This window comes from Flavobacterium tegetincola DSM 22377 (assembly GCF_000425485.1).
GTDB lineage: Bacteria > Bacteroidota > Bacteroidia > Flavobacteriales > Flavobacteriaceae > Flavobacterium > Flavobacterium tegetincola.
The window spans coordinates 113,003-129,412 of the sequence record NZ_KE384389.1; the positions used below are offsets into that span (position 1 = coordinate 113,003).

Sequence of the window (16,410 nt, forward strand, 5' to 3'; positions counted from 1 at the left end):
ATTAATTTATTAGAAAATACCGTGCCACTTTTTTTTAGAACTGTTGTCCGATGATAAAATGCGTCTCCCAACCGTTTGGTTTTAATTGTCCTGGTTGTGGATCAAATCCATGTCCGAAGTCAATTCCTAACAGTCCGAAAGCAGGCATAAATACACGTAAACCAAATCCTGCTGAACGTTTTAACTCGAAAGGATTGTATGCTTTAAATCCATTATAAGCCGCTCCAGCTTCGGCGAAAGCCAAAACGTAAATAGAAGCTTGCTGTGCCAATGTTATTGGGTAACGCAATTCTAATGAGAACTTATTATAAACCGTTGCTCCATCTTGAGTGGTAACTCCTGTTTCAATGTTTTGTGAATAAGGTGTCAATGATTGATTTGGATATCCTCTTAACTGAATTACTTCTCGTCCATCAAGAGCAAAGTTAGCCAATCCATCTCCTCCTAAAAAGAAACGTTCGAAAGGTACATCTCCTCTTTCGCTATTGTAATTACCAAGGTAACCAAATTCTGCCAAAGATCGAAGAACTAATTTATCATAAATTTTTGTATACCAATCCGCTTTCATTTTTATTTTGTAATACTCCAACCAATTAAACTTCTCCTGATCGACCTTTGAAGCATCTGCCGACGCATCTTGAAAGTTATCAACTCTTGTGTAAATAGGAGTTCCGCTGTCGCTGTACTCTACTTTAAGGTACTTACCTTGACTGTCTGGATCTGTTATTGCTAAACCTTCAGTAGAATCATATAATCTTTTATATTCTTCTTTGTTGCCAAGATTGCCATAATCTACACCATTAAATAATGAATAAGGAGGTGTTATTTTTGCGCTAATGCTAAACTCAGAACCGTACATTGGGTAAATTGGATTACTACCTTTATTGGTATGTGTAAATCCTACAGTGTATGCAAAATTTCTAGAAGATCCATTTCCAAAAGTAAATAAACCCGTGTTGTAATTGTTCAAATCATAAAATTGGAAACTCAACGCTTGTGATAAGAACGAGTCATTATCCGGCACTGTCAATCGTTTTGATAGCCCTACAGATAACGAGATGATGTTAAAACTACGTGATCTATCTACATCATTCGTGCTGAAATTATTTAAATATTGCTTACTGTAAGACAATGAACTATTAAAACTAACTGGTTTTTTACCTCCAAACCAAGGCTCAGAAAAACTCATACTATAGGTCTGAAAATACGTACTTCCTTGCAAACGCAACGATACTTTCTGACCGTCTCCCATGGGTACCGGTTGGTACGCTTCCTTTTTAAACATGTTTCGAGCAGAGAAATTGTTGAATGATAATCCTAGCGTTCCAATGAAACCTCCACCACCGTAACCTCCTTGAAGTTCAATTTGGCTCGAGCCTTTTTCTACTAAATTCCACTCAATATCTACGGTTCCTGCTGCCGGATCTACATTTTTAAATTGCGGATCAATCGCCTCTGGATCAAAAAATCCTAAAGCCCCGATTTCACGAATTGTTCTTACTAATTCTTCCTTACTGTATTTTTCTCCTGGTCTAGTACGCAATTCGCGGTAAATTACTTTATCGTTCGTTTTGTCGTTTCCTACTACTGTAATTTTATTAAAATAGGCCAATGGACCTTCCATAATTCTAATTTCAAAATCAATGGTGTCATTTTCAGTTCGTACTTCTACCGCATTAATTTGTGAAAACAGGTATCCGTTATTTTGGTACAAATTGGTAATGTCTTCTCCGTCTGGTTTTGTTTTGTCTGCAATTCTTTTTTCAAGCAAAACACCATTATATACATCGCCTTTTTTAATTCCAATTAAACTGCGCAAACCTTGATCCGTATAAACCGAGTTTCCTAAAAATTTAATATCGCCAAAATAGTATTTCTTACCTTCTACTAAATTTATTTTGATAGCAAGGTCGTTTTTCTCTTTATTGTAAATGATTGTGTCAGACAAAATTCGTGCGTCACGGTATCCTTTTTCCTTGTACTTACTTACAACCGATTTTAAATCTTCTTCGTATTTATCTTTGACATACTTAGATCGTTTTAAAATTCGAATAAAGTTTTTCTGCTTGGTATTGGACATTGCTTTACGCAAATTTTTGTCAGAAAATTTCTCGTTTCCTTCAAAGACAATAGACGATACTTTTACTTTTTCGCCTTTGTCTATGTTCACCAACATACGAACTTCATTTCCTGAAGTAGTATCAGGGGTAACGGTAATATTTACTTTGGTATTGTAAAATCCGTCTTTTCTATATTTGTTTTCAATATAGTTTTTGGTAGTCGTAATTAAGTTTTCGTTTACAATTTTACCTTTAGTTAAACTATTGTCTTTTATCAAGCCTTCAACTTTACCTTTTTTTACACCGTTAATTTTAACGTCGCTTAATTTTGGTAACTCGTTTAAGTTTAATTCTAAATAAATACTATCGCCTGCAATCCTATTAATGTAGAAATTAATTTCGCTAAAGAGCTGCACTTCTCCTAATTTTTTAATAGCATTGCTGATTTCCTCTCCAGGAATAGTAATGCTTTGTCCTTTTTCCAAACCGGAATAAAGGATGACGTTTTGTTTATTAAAAGTTACTTTACCAGTAACGTCAATATCAGCTAAGATGTAAGTCTTACCTTCGTCAAAAGGAAGTCGCTCTTGTGCTTTTGCTTGAAAAACACTTCCAATACAGAGTACCGAAACGAATAGGGGTATGCTTTTATATAACACTAAAAAATTATTTAATTTGTTCACTTGTTTTTCCGAATCTTCGCTCTCGCTTTTGGTAGCTGATAATTGCTTCATATAAATGCTGTTCTGTAAAGTCCGGCCAGAGCACTTCGGTAAAGTATAATTCTGCGTAAGCTATTTGCCACAACAGAAAATTACTGATTCGATGTTCGCCACTGGTTCGTATTAATAAATCTACGTCAGGTAAATTTTGCGTGTAAAGATGCTCATTTATAATTGCTTCATCAATAGCGTCTATTGAAATTATATTATTTTTAACTTTACTTGTAATTTTTTTCACTGCCGAAATAAGCTCTTCTCGTGAGCCGTAACTCAATGCTAAAGTGAGCGTCATTCGGGTATTGTCTTTCGTTTTATTTATAACTTCTAAAAGTTGCTTTTGGGCAGAAGAAGGCAGTTTTTCAATGTTACCAATGGTATTTAAACGAATGTCATTCTTCATTAATGTATTAAGTTCCTTCTTTAAAGAGGAAATAAGTAGTTTCATTAATGTATCTACTTCAATTTTTGGACGGTTCCAATTCTCCGTAGAAAAAGCATATAGCGTAAGATTTTTGATGCCAATTTTAGCGCACGATTCTACCGTAGTTTGCACTGATTTTGTTCCATTTTCATGACCAAAAGCGCGAAGCATTCCTTGTTTTTTAGCCCAACGGCCATTTCCATCCATGATGATGGCAATGTGTTGGGGTAAATTATCGTTATTAATCTCGTTTTTTAAATCCATTTCGTTAATCACAAAAGCATGGTTTTCTACCAAAAGTGTATGTCAGCGTAAAGCCTGAAAAAACATACCAATCGTTACTGTTTATATTGCCGAACCGCAATTGTTGCAATTCATCATTTTTAGGGGAACTTCCATCAATATCATCTGCAAACGTATATCTTGGGGCAACTTCAAATCCTACAATTAGATTTTTAGTTAAATTCGATTTTACGCCTAAAGCAAAAGGGACTGAAAGTGTACCATGACTGGAATCCGAATTGGTTACATTGGGTTCTTTAAAAAATAATCCATCATAATGCGTATAGGCCAATCCTACAAATACATACGGAGTAAATTGCCTTTTCAACTGATGCAAATCAAATTCGAAAAAATTAAATTCAAGTCCTAAAGATACTTCTTTTATCGTATTCTCGAAATCATAGTTCCTTTGTTTTCTGGACGGATCTTTTGATCGATCGTCGTCTGCAGTAATTTTAGCAGTACTAATGGAGGCACGCCAAGAATGTCTCGGACTGCGGTTCCATTTATATATCAGGCCATAAGTAAATTCGTTTGGTTTGATGTAAGTGGTTTCACCTACGTCTCCAACAAAATTGCTTCCACCTGCAAAAACACCGATTTCGTGAATTTGAGCGGTTGCAGAAAAGGTAATTAATATTAAAAAAGATAAAATCAGTCTATTCATAAAATTGAAAATAGCGTGCAAATATAATAAATCTGACTACTAAACGACTACCATTTTAGTATTTATGTCAATTATATTACAACAGTTTGTAGTTGTGTTTAAATAGATATCAAACGGAAAGAATAGTGATTAAGTATTAAAAAGGCATTAAATCCTGAATTAATTTCTTTTGTCCTCGCCCCAAAGTAGTTTTGTGCGTAAGGTTTTGAAAAAAGTTTCATTCGGAATTTCCACCATATTGATCTGAAATGACGTTTTTTTGATGGTAATAACAGATTCATTTTCAATAGATGTTATACGAGAATCCATTGAGACCAAGTATTGATGTTCCCTGCCCGATACCTTAAGTTTGATTTCTGTAGTATCAGGAATTACAAGTGGTCTTGCATTTAAATTATGTGGTGCAATAGGAGTGATGACCAAACTTTTTACGTCTGGTGTTAGTATCGGGCCGCCACAACTTAACGAGTATCCTGTAGATCCCGTAGGTGTAGCAATTATCAATCCATCAGCCCAATAGGAAGTCAGTAGTTCGCCGTTCAAGTAGGTTTCAATGGTGATCATAGAAGTCGTGTCCTTTCGACTTACCGCAATTTCGTTCATTGCAAAATTGATGTCCATCAAATCTTTATTCTTTGGAAAGACACTCGCTTTTAGTAGCGTTCGTTTAGAAATTTTATAGTTTTTGTCAACCACCATTTGTAAAAAAGCCGCGATATCTTCCTTTTGTACAGATGCTAGAAAGCCAAGCCTACCTGCATTGATTCCTAATATTGGTATACCCGATTTTCGAACTAAAGTGGCTGCTCTTAATATTGTTCCGTCGCCACCAATGCTCAAAAATAAATCAAAACTTTTGTCCAATTCTTTGTGCGAACTGAATGTTTTATATTCTTTTTTTACCAATTCCTTCTCATAAAGCATCTTTAAAAAAGTAGCCTCAATGACCATCTCAATGTTTTTTGAATTGAAAAAAACAAAAATGTCTCGAATAATTGGTTCAGTACTGTTTTGATAATATTGGCCGTAAATTGCAACTTTCATAATCTGTTTTATTTGGAGAAAAAAGAATGTCTTGTAATAAAAAAGTGCGAACTATATGTTTAAATATTTTTCCAAATAATCCGATCGCTCCTTTAAGCCTTCTAAATAGGTGTCTTCTTTGTTTTCGGAGATGATGTTATAGCCGTACCTTCTGAAGGTTTGGATAATTTCATTGACGCTTCCAGAAGCAATTTTTACTGTAATTTGTGCGGTTTGAGTGGTTGAATTAGATAAAAAACTTCCTAAAACCTTTCCGCCATTGCTTTCCACAATTTGGGCAATTTGAGACATGGAATAATCCAATGCATCTTTCTCAACTACGATGATGCCACCTTGTTCTTTTAGAAAAGGCGTGTCGTTTAAAAATCGGATCACATCTTGAATTTCGTAATACCCTACGTAAGCGTTTTCGGGAGTTAAAACGGGTAATATGTTGCTTTGATTTTGAGCAAAGACTTCTAATACATCCAGCCAAACCATCGTTGTTCGCGCAAAAAAACCTTCTAAATTAAAACGGTAATCATTGATTGTTTTGTCCAAATCATAAGTTTCTACGTCTTCTGCAGCGATGCTTCCTATATAAACCCATTCTTCTACCACAGGAAAATGACTGTAAGGTGCGTCAGCAAAAAAATCCTGAACATTCCCAATACGCTCATTTAAGTGTAACGGCTTGTAGTCGTTAGTAATATAGTCTGTGATTTCCATAATAATCGTTGTGGATTTATTGTCTGCAAAATAATCAAATTTTAGCACAATAAGCCTCGTTTAACTTCGTATTTTTGTATTTGTTAAAACAATGTACAACGCTTCAAAAAGTATTCCAATGACAAAATTAAGTGTAAATATCAATAAAATTGCCACATTGCGTAACGCTCGTGGAGGAAATGTGCCGGATTTATTACAAGTTGCTAAAGATATAGAGCGCTTTGGCGGACAAGGAATAACCATTCATCCGCGTCCAGATGAACGCCATATTCGGTACCAAGACGCCAGAGATTTAAAACAAATTGTAACCACAGAATATAATATTGAAGGAAATCCAGAGCGTAGTTTCATGGATTTGGTGCTGGAAGTACAGCCTACGCAAGTTACTTTAGTACCTGATGCAGTGGACGCTATAACCTCCAATGCCGGATGGGATACTATGAAACATGCTGATTATTTGAAAGAAATCATTCAGGAATTTCATAGAAACAACATTCGTGTTTCTGTGTTTGTAGATCCTGTTTTAAAGATGATTGAAGGTGCAAAGTTAATTAATGCCGACAGAATCGAGTTGTATACCGAAGCTTTTGCACATGATTACGGTTTGGGTAATAAGGAAGGTATTCTGCCTTATGTGGAAGCGGCTAAGTTAGCCAATGCCTTGGATTTAGGAATCAATGCAGGTCACGATTTAAGTTTAGATAATATTCAATTTTTTAAACAGAATATCCCCAATTTATTAGAGGTGTCCATTGGACATGCGCTAATTTCAGAAGCACTTTATCTTGGATTAGATAATGTGGTAAATATGTATTTACAAAAATTGAAATAACCAATTACTATTGGTAACTCGCAATTTCTAAATCAAAAATCATAATTCATAAATTATCATGTTGTATTCAAAAATAGAAGGATCAGGAAAACCATTTGTCATCATGCACGGTTTTTTGGGAATGTCTGACAATTGGAAAACTTTAGGAACACAATTTGCCGAAAGCGGTTTTGAAGTGCACATGCTAGATCTTAGAAATCACGGTCGCAGTGTGCAGTCAGAAGTGTTTAATTATCAAATGATGGTAGACGATGTGGTGCAGTATTGCAAAGAAAAGGAATTAAGCTCCATTTATTTATTGGGACATTCTATGGGAGGTAAAGTGGCAATGTTTACAGCAACACAATTTCCGGATTTGGTTGAAAAATTAATTGTGGCGGATATTGGGGTAAAATATTACAGACCACATCACGATGAAATTTTAGAAGGTCTTGCTGCTGTTGATTTCTCAAAAAAGCCAAGCAGGAGCGATGTCGAAGAAATACTTACGCCTTACATTGCAGATTTTGGCACACGTCAATTTCTAATGAAGAGTTTATATTGGAAGGAACCAGGTCAACTGGCGTACCGATTTAATTTGAATGCGTTTATCGCAAATAAAGACATGATTGGCGACGCGTTATCGCAAGATGCAGTTTTTGAAAAGCCTACTTTGTTTTTAAAAGGAGCAAATTCGAGGTATATCCTAGAGTCGGATACCGAGGAAATTAAGAAACATTTTCCTAAAGCCGAAATTGAAGTTATTGCAAATGCAGGTCATTGGCTTCATGCCGAAAATCCTACTGATTTTTATGATGCAACTATGCAGTTCTTAAATAACTAAATAAAAAAAGGAGTTTTCAACTATTGAAAACTCCTTTTTTAACAAAAATGGGAAGGTCTTAATTTTTAACCAGTTTCACTGTAGAAGTAGCTCCATTTGTATCGGAAGCTTGCACCATGTATATTCCATTCTTTAAACTGGAAATGTCTACAGTACTTGTTCCTACATTTAGGTTTTGCAAAAGAACTTGCTTTCCTAATAAATCAAAAACACGAACTTCTGTAATATCTGCGCCAGAAAACTGAATGTTGTCTTTTGCTGGATTAGGCCATATTGCTAATTTGGTATTATTAAAATCATTCAATCCCAATTGTGTTCCCGTGTATTTATAAGCACCTCCGACTGTTGCAGAAGTGGTAAATCCTCCTCCAATTCCAACTGCAGCATTTTTAAATTTTATGGTTGTAACTTGTGTTCCTGATTGAACTTGCGTCCATGTTAAACGTTACTGCAGTCCATGTAGTGCCGCCATTTGTTGTATTATATAACAAAGGTGGAGTTGATTTTTTTACTAATAATCCGTTGTTGGCATCTTTGAAACCAAAAGATCCTGAAACTGTAGCGCCACCAAAATCAGTTATCGGTGATTGTGAAACCGTCCATGTCAGTCCTTTATCTGTTGATTTAAAAATCCTACCTTTATTAGTTCCAAACCAAATGATGTCGCTATTAACTTCATAATTATGAACGTAGCCATATTCTCCACTAAGTGGATTAGGAATGTCAACACTAGAAACACGTGTCCAATTCGTTCCACCATTAGTGGTGGTGTACAATTCAAAAAAGCCACTTGCCGGATCTCCTTGGCAAAAGCCATTATTAGCATCCCAGAAATGAACAACGTTCGGAAATGAATCCACTGTATTGTTAAATAAAGCGGTGGTTTGTTTGGTCCATGTTACGCCAGCGTCTGTGGTTTTCCAAATACCTCCTAAAACCGTATTGGCATTATTGGAGTAGGCAGAAACCCAAGCCGTTGTTGCTGAAATAGCGCTGATGCAGGAAGTGCTTAATAAGGATTGATTGGTGCCGAGGTTAATAGTTCCCGGAGTCCACGTGTTTCCGCCATCAAGACTTCTTGTAAATTGACGGACAGCATTTGTAGTTGTAACTCCATCGTAGGCTTTTGCCCAAATCACATTGGCATCCACAATACTAATGTCGTCAAGTCCGCGGCTTACCTCTGAAAAGCCTGTTGATTTCGCGGTCCAAAATGTTTGACTGAATCCATTGAAAGCCGTTAAACAAATGGATAAGAGTAGAAATTTTTTCATAATTTAGCAGGTTTAAAATTAAGTTGTAGTCAAATTTAAAGAAAAATGTGATACATACTTAATAATTCTTGTAAATTTTAATAAAATAATTTCACTTCTATGTCTTTAATTGTCAGATTACTAGTTACAGCTATCTTAGTTACTTTACTCGCTAATTTTCTTGGCGGTGTTGCCGTGGATAGCTTCATGACGTCAATAGTTGTGGCCGTTGTTTTGGCGCTACTTAATTTATTTGTAAAACCCATTTTGGTATTGTTTACTTTGCCAGTTACTATTTTTACGTTTGGGCTGTTTCTACTTTTTATCAATGCCATTATCATTATGTTGTGTAATGAATTGGTAGACGGTTTTTCTGTAGTCAACTTCTGGTCGGCGTTGCTCTTTAGTATCTTGCTTTCGATTGGGCAGACGCTGGTTTTTTCCTTTTCCAAAGAACGGAAATAGCAGATGCATGGACAATTTATCTATTGTTAATTGTTTGATAATACCTCAAGTAAAAACTTGGTAGGCTTGTAAAAATGTATTAATTTTGCCACCCAATTTTAGCACGTAAAACAATGAATGTTACAAGAAAAAATACCGATGATTTAAATGCAGTACTAACTGTTTCAATTTATAAATCACACTTTTCTCATAAAATAGAGACGCTTTTAAAAGAATATCAGAAAAAAGCAGATCTTCCAGGTTTCAGACAAGGTGAAGTTCCAATGGGAATTATTGAAAAAAAATACCGTCAGCCTTTATTATTAGAGGAAGTGAATAAAAAAATTCAAGAAGAGCTGAATAAATATATGCAAGCTGAAAAGCTAGACTTATTAGGGAATCCAATTCCTGTAGTAGTAGAAAACAGAGATTGGGATGCAGATAAATTTGAATTTGAATTTGAAATCGGTCTTGCACCAACTTTTGATATCGACTTAGAAGGTTTAGGCGAAATCACGCAGTATAAAATTATTGCTGACGATCAAATGCTGAATGAGCAATTGGTTCGTATGCAAAAACAATACGGAAAAATGTCTGCTAACGAAACTTTCGAAAAAGGAAATGACGTTACCGGAACTTTCAGAAATGAAGCTAAGGAAATTGAAAATCCTGCTACACTTTCTTTAGATGTCTTTAAAGACGCAGCTACAGAAGATTTATTTGTAGGGAAAAAAGTAGGCGACGTAGTTACTTTAAATACTAAAGGTCTTTTTGCTGATGACCACCAGTTGATGGAGTATTTGAAAGTAAGTCATGATGATGTTCACGGTTTGGATATTGACGTAGACTTTACAATCGAAGAAATCAATGCAACTGAGCCAGCTGAATTAAACCAAGAATTGTTTGATAAATTATTCGGAGAAGGAAATGTTTCTTCTGTGGAAGAAGTAAAAGCAAAAATTAAGGAAGATGCTGAAAAGCAATTCGAAGGACAGTCCAACCAACAATTTTTAAATGATGTAACAGAAGGTTTGTTGCACAATACTAAATTTGACTTGCCAGCTGAATTCTTGAAAAAATGGATCCAAACTGTAGGTGAAAAACAATTGACGCCAGAAGAAGCAGAAGTGGAATATGCGCGTTCAGAAAACGGATTGCGTTACCAATTGATCGAAAGTAAAGTAATGTCAAGCAATAATTTGCAAATGAATTTTGAAGAATTGAAAGCATATGCAGCTGAAATGATCAAAATGCAAATGGCTCAGTTTGGTCAAATGGATCCTTCTGCAGCTGACATTGACGGAATCGTTGCACGAGTTCTTGGAAACCAAGAAGAAGTAAAACGTCTTTCTGATCAAGTGATGAGCGAAAAAATGTTGGCACTTTACAAATCAAAAGTAAAATCAACCGTTAAAGAATTAACGTACCAAGAATTTGTTGCTGCATCTTACGGCGAATAATTTCTAAGAAAATGATTATATTTGAGCGTCAGAATTTATTTTGGCGCTTTTTGTTTTTCTCTGTTTAAGGACTTCGCACAAAATCGAACAACCTTAAACCTTAAACTTTAAACTAAAAATATGAACTACGGTAAAGAATTTAAAAAGTTTGCAACAAAGCATCAAGGTGTAAATGCAATGTATTACGATAAAATAGTTGGTGCAATGACGCCAACAAACATGACGCCTTATATTATTGAAGAGCGTCAACTAAATGTTTCACAACTGGATGTGTTTTCACGTTTGATGATGGACCGTATTATTTTCTTGGGGACAGGAATTGACGATCAAATTGCAAATATCGTTCAAGCTCAATTGCTTTTCTTGGAAAGTGCAGATGCCGCAAAAGATATTCAAATTTACATCAACTCTCCAGGAGGAAGCGTTTATGCAGGTTTGGGGATTTACGACACGATGCAGTACATCAAACCAGATGTAGCAACAATTTGTACAGGAATGGCCGCGTCTATGGGAGCTGTTTTACTTTGTGCAGGTGCAAACGGAAAACGTTCGGCATTGCCTCATTCAAGAGTTATGATTCACCAACCATCAGGAGGTGCTCAAGGAGTTGCTACAGATATGGAAATTAACTTGCGTGAAATGTTAAAATTAAAAGACGAATTGTACAAAATCATTTCTGACCATTCAGGTCAATCTTTTGATAGAGTGCATAAAGACAGTGAACGCGACTACTGGATGATTGCCGATGAAGCAAAAGAATACGGAATGATTGATGAAGTGTTGAGAAGAGAGATTAAATAGTTTTCAGTTGTCTGTTGCCAGTTTCCAGTTTAGCGCGAAACCGACAACCGACAACCGATAACGGACAACAAAAAAATAATGGCAAAACAAACTTTAGAATGTTCATTTTGTGGTCGGAAGAAACCAGAAACCGACTTGCTAATTGCAGGAATTGACGCACATATTTGCGACAAATGCATTGAGCAAGCACACGGAATTGTTTTGGAAGAACTCAAAGCGAACAAAGGCAGTAAAAAGAATGTAGGCGATTTGATTTTGAAAAAACCGAAGGAAATTCGTGCTTTTCTAGATCAATATGTAATCGGTCAAGACCAAACCAAAAAGGTAATGTCAGTGGCGGTTTACAACCACTACAAGCGTTTGATGCAATTGCAAACCGAAGATGATGTAGAAATCGAGAAGAGTAACATCATTATGGTGGGACAAACGGGAACAGGTAAAACTTTGGTGGCTAAAACCATTGCAAGAATGTTGGACGTGCCTTTAGCGATTGTAGATGCAACAGTTTTAACAGAAGCAGGTTATGTTGGGGAAGACGTAGAAAGTATTTTGACACGTTTACTTCAAGCAGCCGACTATGATTTGGCGAAAGCCGAAAGAGGTATTGTATTTATTGATGAAATTGACAAAATTGCTCGTAAAAGCGACAATCCATCGATTACGAGAGACGTTTCTGGAGAAGGAGTTCAGCAAGCTTTGCTAAAACTTTTAGAAGGAACGGTTGTGAATGTACCGCCAAAAGGAGGTCGTAAACATCCAGACCAGAAATTTGTAGAGGTAAACACGCAAAACATCTTGTTTATAGCAGGTGGCGCTTTTGATGGTGTAGAGAAAATTATTTCAAAACGTCTGAATCGTCAAGCGGTGGGTTACAGTACGTCTAAAAATGTGGATAACATTGATAAGGACAATTTACTGCAATACATCATCCCAAAAGACATTAAAGATTTTGGTTTGATTCCAGAAATCATAGGTCGTCTTCCAGTGTTGACGCACATGGATCCATTGGATAGAGAAACATTGAGAGCGATTTTGACGGAACCTAAAAACGCGTTAATTAAACAATATAAGAAATTGTTTTCTATTGATGATGTTGATTTCACCATCACGGACGAAGCATTAGATTTCATCGTTGATAAAGCATTGGAATACAAATTAGGAGCTCGTGGGTTGCGTTCTCTTTGTGAAGCAATTTTAACGGATGCGATGTACGACTTGCCAAGTTCTGATGAAACAGAATTAAAAATTGACAGAGAATATGCAGAACATACTTTGAATAAAAATTTATTGAAGCGTTTGGAAATAGCTTCGTAAGTAAATCATTCAAATTTTAATAACAAATCCCGGCTAATTGTCGGGATTTTTTTTGCTTTAATCTTTAGTAAAAACTTTGTAACAGATTAAATGATTTCAAAAGATTCTTTAGTCTCGCAAAACACTTTTAAAAAATATAAAATCCTTCTAATCTTTTTAATCTGTGGCAAAAAACGGATTCCATGCCTTTTCAATTATTCAACCTCAAATTTTTTCATTATTTTTACGCCACTAAAAAACCAACCATGACTTTTCAAAATACCCGAGAATTCGCAAAACAACTCGATGCACAAGATACTTTAAGTAAATATAGAGATGAATTTAATTTTCCAAAAGTAAACGGAAAACAAGTCATCTATTTTACTGGAAATTCATTGGGATTGCAACCCAAATCAGCCAAAACTTTTGTGGATGAAGTAATGACGGATTGGGCAGAACTTGCGGTAGAGGGACATTTTTATGCAGACAAACCTTGGTGGGATTACCACGAACGTTTTGCAAATCCATTATGTGCTGTTGTTGGCGCATTGCCAAGTGAAGTTACGGTGATGAATACTTTGACGGTAAATTTACACTTGCTGATGGTTTCGTTCTATCAACCAACCGCTAAAAGATATAAAATCCTTTGCGAAGCAAAAGCGTTTCCAAGTGACCAATACATGATTCAAAGTCAAGTACATTTTCATGCCCAACATTTAGGTTTGAATCCGTCTGATATGATTGTGGAAATTGAACGTCGCGAAGGCGAACACAACATTCGTCTTGAAGATGTTTTGGCTAAAATTGAGGAAGTAGGCGATGAGTTGGCTTTAGTTTTAATTGGTGGTGTAAATTATTATACGGGACAAGTTTTCGACATAAAAACCATTACAGCTGCAGGTCACAAAGCCGGTGCTTTTGTAGGTTGGGATTTGGCCCACGCTGCCGGAAATATTCACCTTGAATTGCACGATTGGGAAGTTGATTTTGCCGCTTGGTGTAGTTATAAATACATGAATTCGGGACCCGGAAATGCTTCAGGTTGTTTTGTACATTGCAAACACCACAAGGATTCAGACTTACCAAGATTCGCCGGTTGGTGGGGACATAATAAAGAACGTCGTTTTAAAATGGAGCCGCAATTTGATCCAGTTGAAGGAGCAGACGGATGGCAAATTAGTAATTTACCTATTTTATCGCTAGCGCCTTATTTGGCTTCTGTGGAAATGTTTGCTGAAATTGGAATGCCGGCTTTAATTAAAAAACGTGATCATATCACCTCGTATTTAGAATTTATTTTACACGAAATAGACAAAGAAGTAGATAGTACTTTTGAAATCATCACTCCTTCAAATCCCGAAGAACGCGCTTCTCAATTATCTGTTTTCTTGCATGGAGAAGGAAGAGCCTTGTTCGAATATTTAATGAATAAAGGAGTTATTACGGATTGGAGGGAACCAAACGTTATTAGACTTGCACCAGTTCCTTTGTATTGTTCGTATGAAGACATGTATGAGTTTGGACAAATATTGAAAGAGGGAATTCTTTCTGTGAAGAGATAGAAGGACAAAAGGATAGAAAGATAGAAGGACAAAAGGATAGAAAGATAGAAAGACAAAAGGATAGAAAGATAAAGGGACAAAAAGACAAAATGATAGAAGAACAGACAATCCTTACATATCAAAATCCCTCAATCTTTACGTCTTTCAATCTTTCAATCAAATTCAATATAAATTATGCATAACTATAAAGAATTAGAAATTTGGAAAGCGAGTTTGGCAATTTGTACACCAATTTATAAACTGACAAAGAAGTTTCCTGACGATGAAAAATTTGGACTTATTTCGCAAATTCGACGAGCTGCAGTTTCAGTTCCATCAAATATTGCTGAAGGTTCTTCAAGAAGTTCAGATAAAGATTTTGTTCGCTTTCTAGAATATTCTTTAGGTTCTTGCAGAGAAATCGAAACTCAAATTTTAATTTCTCAAGATTTAGAATATGCAAATCCAGAAACTGTTGCAGTACTTTTAAAAGAACTCTATCGAATAATGGTTATGATAAATAATTTCATCAAAAAATTGCGTAGTAATTATTAATTTTGTGTTTTCAATCTTTTACAAATAACAACTCGGTTGCAAGTCTTTCAATCTCTCAATCTTTACGTCCTTCAATCTTTCAATTATTTAAAATTTAACATCTAGACCGCTAGTCTTTCAATCCTTAAGTCTTTCAATCTTTCAATCCCTATAAAATATAAAATCTAGGTTGCTAGTCTTTCAGTCCTTAAGTCTTTCAATCTTTCAATCCCTTTTAAAAATGACCAAACAAGAAAAAATAAAAAACTTCAACCCATCCCAGCCCGGATTAGCGGACGAAAGTATATTCGGATTACCTTTTTCAGCAGAAGAAAGCGAAATTATAATCATTCCCGTGCCTTGGGAAGTAACCGTGAGTTATGGCGCAGGCGCTTCGGAAGGACCTCAAGCCATTTTGGATGCGTCTTTTCAAGTTGATTTGCACCACCAAGAATTTCCTGAATTATGGAAACTAGGAATGCATTTAGACTTAGGACAACATTCAGATAATTGGAGCCAACAAAGTGCGGAATACAAAGCTCTGGCACAGCCAATTATTGAAGCTTTAGAAAAAGGCGAAGTGATTGCAGAACACCCAAAGTTGCAAAGTGATTTGGATAAAATCAACGCGGTGTGTCATGAAATGAAAGAAACATTGCGGGAACGCGTTCTATATTGGACTAAAAAAGGTAAAAAAGTAGCGTTACTTGGAGGAGACCATTCGACACCTTTAGGCTATTACGAAGCGATGGCGACATTGCACGACAATTTTGGAATCTTGCATCTTGACGCGCACATGGATTTGCGAATTGCCTATGAAGGTTTTACCTATTCACATGCTTCAATTATGTATAATGCGTTGCATTTGCCACAAATTTCTAAAATTGTGCAAGTCGGTATCCGTGATTTTTGTGAACAGGAAGTGGAGGTTGCGCAAAAAGATAGAGTGGTAGTTTTCACCGACCGCGATTTAAAACGTGAAACCTATGAAGGGACTTCATGGAAAAGTCAATGTGAGGCAATTATTGATGCGTTACCGCAAAAAGTGTTGATTAGTTTTGATATTGACGGCATGTATCCTTGGTATTGTCCAAATACGGGAACGCCTGTTCCTGGTGGATTTTCGTTTGAACAAGCTACTTATTTATTATCAAAATTAGCCGAGAGCGGAAAAGAAATTATCGGTTTTGATTTAGTGGAAGTCGCTCCTGGCGAAAACGACGATTGGGACGGAAACGTAGGTGCTCGAATGTTGTTTCACATGTGCGGCGTTTTGGCTAAGAATAATAAATTGCACGTTGGAGAAACGATTGTTTTTAAAAAATAAATAAAACATTTTTACACAGATTGCACGAATTTACACAGATTATAAAGAAATTAATTTGTCAAAATTTGTGCAGTCTGTGTAGATTTTTGTCATTCTGAACTTGTCTCAGGTTTTCATCAATATTTTTTTAGATGCTGAACTAAATTCAGCAGGACAAGAAAAAACGTTTGTCATTCTGAACTTGTTTCAGAATCTCAA

At 35.9% G+C, this 16,410-nt stretch carries 16 protein-coding genes; 9 read left to right on the plus strand and 7 right to left on the minus strand.

Translation table 11 applies throughout. The annotated features are described in order from the left end of the window. Positions 1-34: 34 nt before the first annotated feature. From bamA to H602_RS0117395, 5 genes are all read right to left on the minus strand, one after another. Positions 35-2,794: an outer membrane protein assembly factor BamA gene (bamA, locus tag H602_RS0117375; protein WP_026979162.1), complete on the minus strand. Its 2,760-nt coding sequence runs from the start codon at positions 2,792-2,794 to the stop codon at positions 35-37. After that, positions 2,727-3,467 (minus strand): undecaprenyl pyrophosphate synthase, encoded by a 741-nt coding sequence (locus H602_RS0117380; RefSeq protein ID WP_026979163.1) that lies wholly within the window; start codon positions 3,465-3,467, stop codon positions 2,727-2,729. Before H602_RS0117380 ends, bamA begins: the two co-directional genes overlap by 68 nt. Before the next feature lie 4 nt (positions 3,468-3,471). Continuing rightward, positions 3,472-4,152, minus strand: a complete 681-nt coding sequence (gene porG, locus H602_RS0117385) for a type IX secretion system protein PorG (RefSeq protein ID WP_026979164.1) — start codon at positions 4,150-4,152, stop codon at positions 3,472-3,474. A gap of 159 nt (positions 4,153-4,311) precedes the next feature. Beyond that, on the minus strand, positions 4,312-5,196 hold the full coding sequence (locus H602_RS0117390; protein ID WP_026979165.1) for an NAD kinase: 885 nt from the start codon (positions 5,194-5,196) through the stop codon (positions 4,312-4,314). 51 nt (positions 5,197-5,247) lie between these two features. Further along, a complete protein-coding gene (locus tag H602_RS0117395) occupies positions 5,248-5,907 on the minus strand; it encodes a CBS domain-containing protein (protein WP_026979166.1) in 660 nt (219 codons plus the stop codon). Positions 5,908-6,022: 115 nt separating this feature from the next. On the opposite strand from H602_RS0117395, the gene H602_RS0117400 reads away from it, so the two are divergent. Further along, positions 6,023-6,736: a pyridoxine 5'-phosphate synthase gene (locus H602_RS0117400; RefSeq protein WP_026979167.1), complete on the plus strand. Its 714-nt coding sequence runs from the start codon at positions 6,023-6,025 to the stop codon at positions 6,734-6,736. Positions 6,737-6,794: 58 nt separating this feature from the next. Further along, positions 6,795-7,559 carry an alpha/beta fold hydrolase gene (locus H602_RS0117405; RefSeq protein WP_026979168.1) on the plus strand — a complete coding sequence of 255 codons (765 nt, stop codon included), beginning with the start codon at positions 6,795-6,797 and terminating at the stop codon, positions 7,557-7,559. A 58-nt stretch (positions 7,560-7,617) separates the two neighbouring features. Here the strand turns inward: H602_RS0117405 and H602_RS19155 are convergent, their stop codons facing one another. Continuing rightward, complete coding sequence (locus H602_RS19155; protein ID WP_169516049.1) at positions 7,618-7,863, minus strand: T9SS type A sorting domain-containing protein; 246 nt, start codon at positions 7,861-7,863, stop codon at positions 7,618-7,620. Between the two features lie 85 nt (positions 7,864-7,948). Then, the gene (locus H602_RS0117415) at positions 7,949-8,833 is read right to left on the minus strand and encodes a WD40/YVTN/BNR-like repeat-containing protein (protein WP_026979169.1); all 885 of its coding nucleotides are present in this window, start codon (positions 8,831-8,833) and stop codon (positions 7,949-7,951) included. A 99-nt stretch (positions 8,834-8,932) separates the two neighbouring features. Here H602_RS0117415 and H602_RS0117420 point away from each other — a divergent pair, with 99 nt between their 5' ends. From H602_RS0117420 to H602_RS0117450, 7 genes are all read left to right on the plus strand, one after another. Continuing rightward, positions 8,933-9,277: a phage holin family protein gene (locus H602_RS0117420; protein WP_026979170.1), complete on the plus strand. Its 345-nt coding sequence runs from the start codon at positions 8,933-8,935 to the stop codon at positions 9,275-9,277. 113 nt (positions 9,278-9,390) lie between these two features. Continuing rightward, complete coding sequence (gene tig / locus H602_RS0117425; protein ID WP_026979171.1) at positions 9,391-10,716, plus strand: trigger factor; 1,326 nt, start codon at positions 9,391-9,393, stop codon at positions 10,714-10,716. Between the two features lie 120 nt (positions 10,717-10,836). Continuing rightward, the gene (gene clpP, locus H602_RS0117430; RefSeq protein ID WP_026979172.1) at positions 10,837-11,517 is read left to right on the plus strand and encodes an ATP-dependent Clp endopeptidase proteolytic subunit ClpP; all 681 of its coding nucleotides are present in this window, start codon (positions 10,837-10,839) and stop codon (positions 11,515-11,517) included. Between the two features lie 78 nt (positions 11,518-11,595). Next, positions 11,596-12,831 (plus strand): ATP-dependent Clp protease ATP-binding subunit ClpX, encoded by a 1,236-nt coding sequence (clpX, locus tag H602_RS0117435; protein ID WP_026979173.1) that lies wholly within the window; start codon positions 11,596-11,598, stop codon positions 12,829-12,831. A gap of 245 nt (positions 12,832-13,076) precedes the next feature. Then, positions 13,077-14,372 (plus strand): kynureninase, encoded by a 1,296-nt coding sequence (gene kynU, locus H602_RS0117440; RefSeq protein ID WP_026979174.1) that lies wholly within the window; start codon positions 13,077-13,079, stop codon positions 14,370-14,372. A 174-nt stretch (positions 14,373-14,546) separates the two neighbouring features. Continuing rightward, on the plus strand, positions 14,547-14,906 hold the full coding sequence (locus H602_RS0117445; RefSeq protein ID WP_035759954.1) for a four helix bundle protein: 360 nt from the start codon (positions 14,547-14,549) through the stop codon (positions 14,904-14,906). 220 nt (positions 14,907-15,126) lie between these two features. Continuing rightward, entirely contained in the window at positions 15,127-16,212 is a 1,086-nt protein-coding gene (locus H602_RS0117450) for an agmatinase family protein (protein ID WP_026979176.1), read from the plus strand. Positions 16,213-16,410 lie beyond the last annotated feature (198 nt).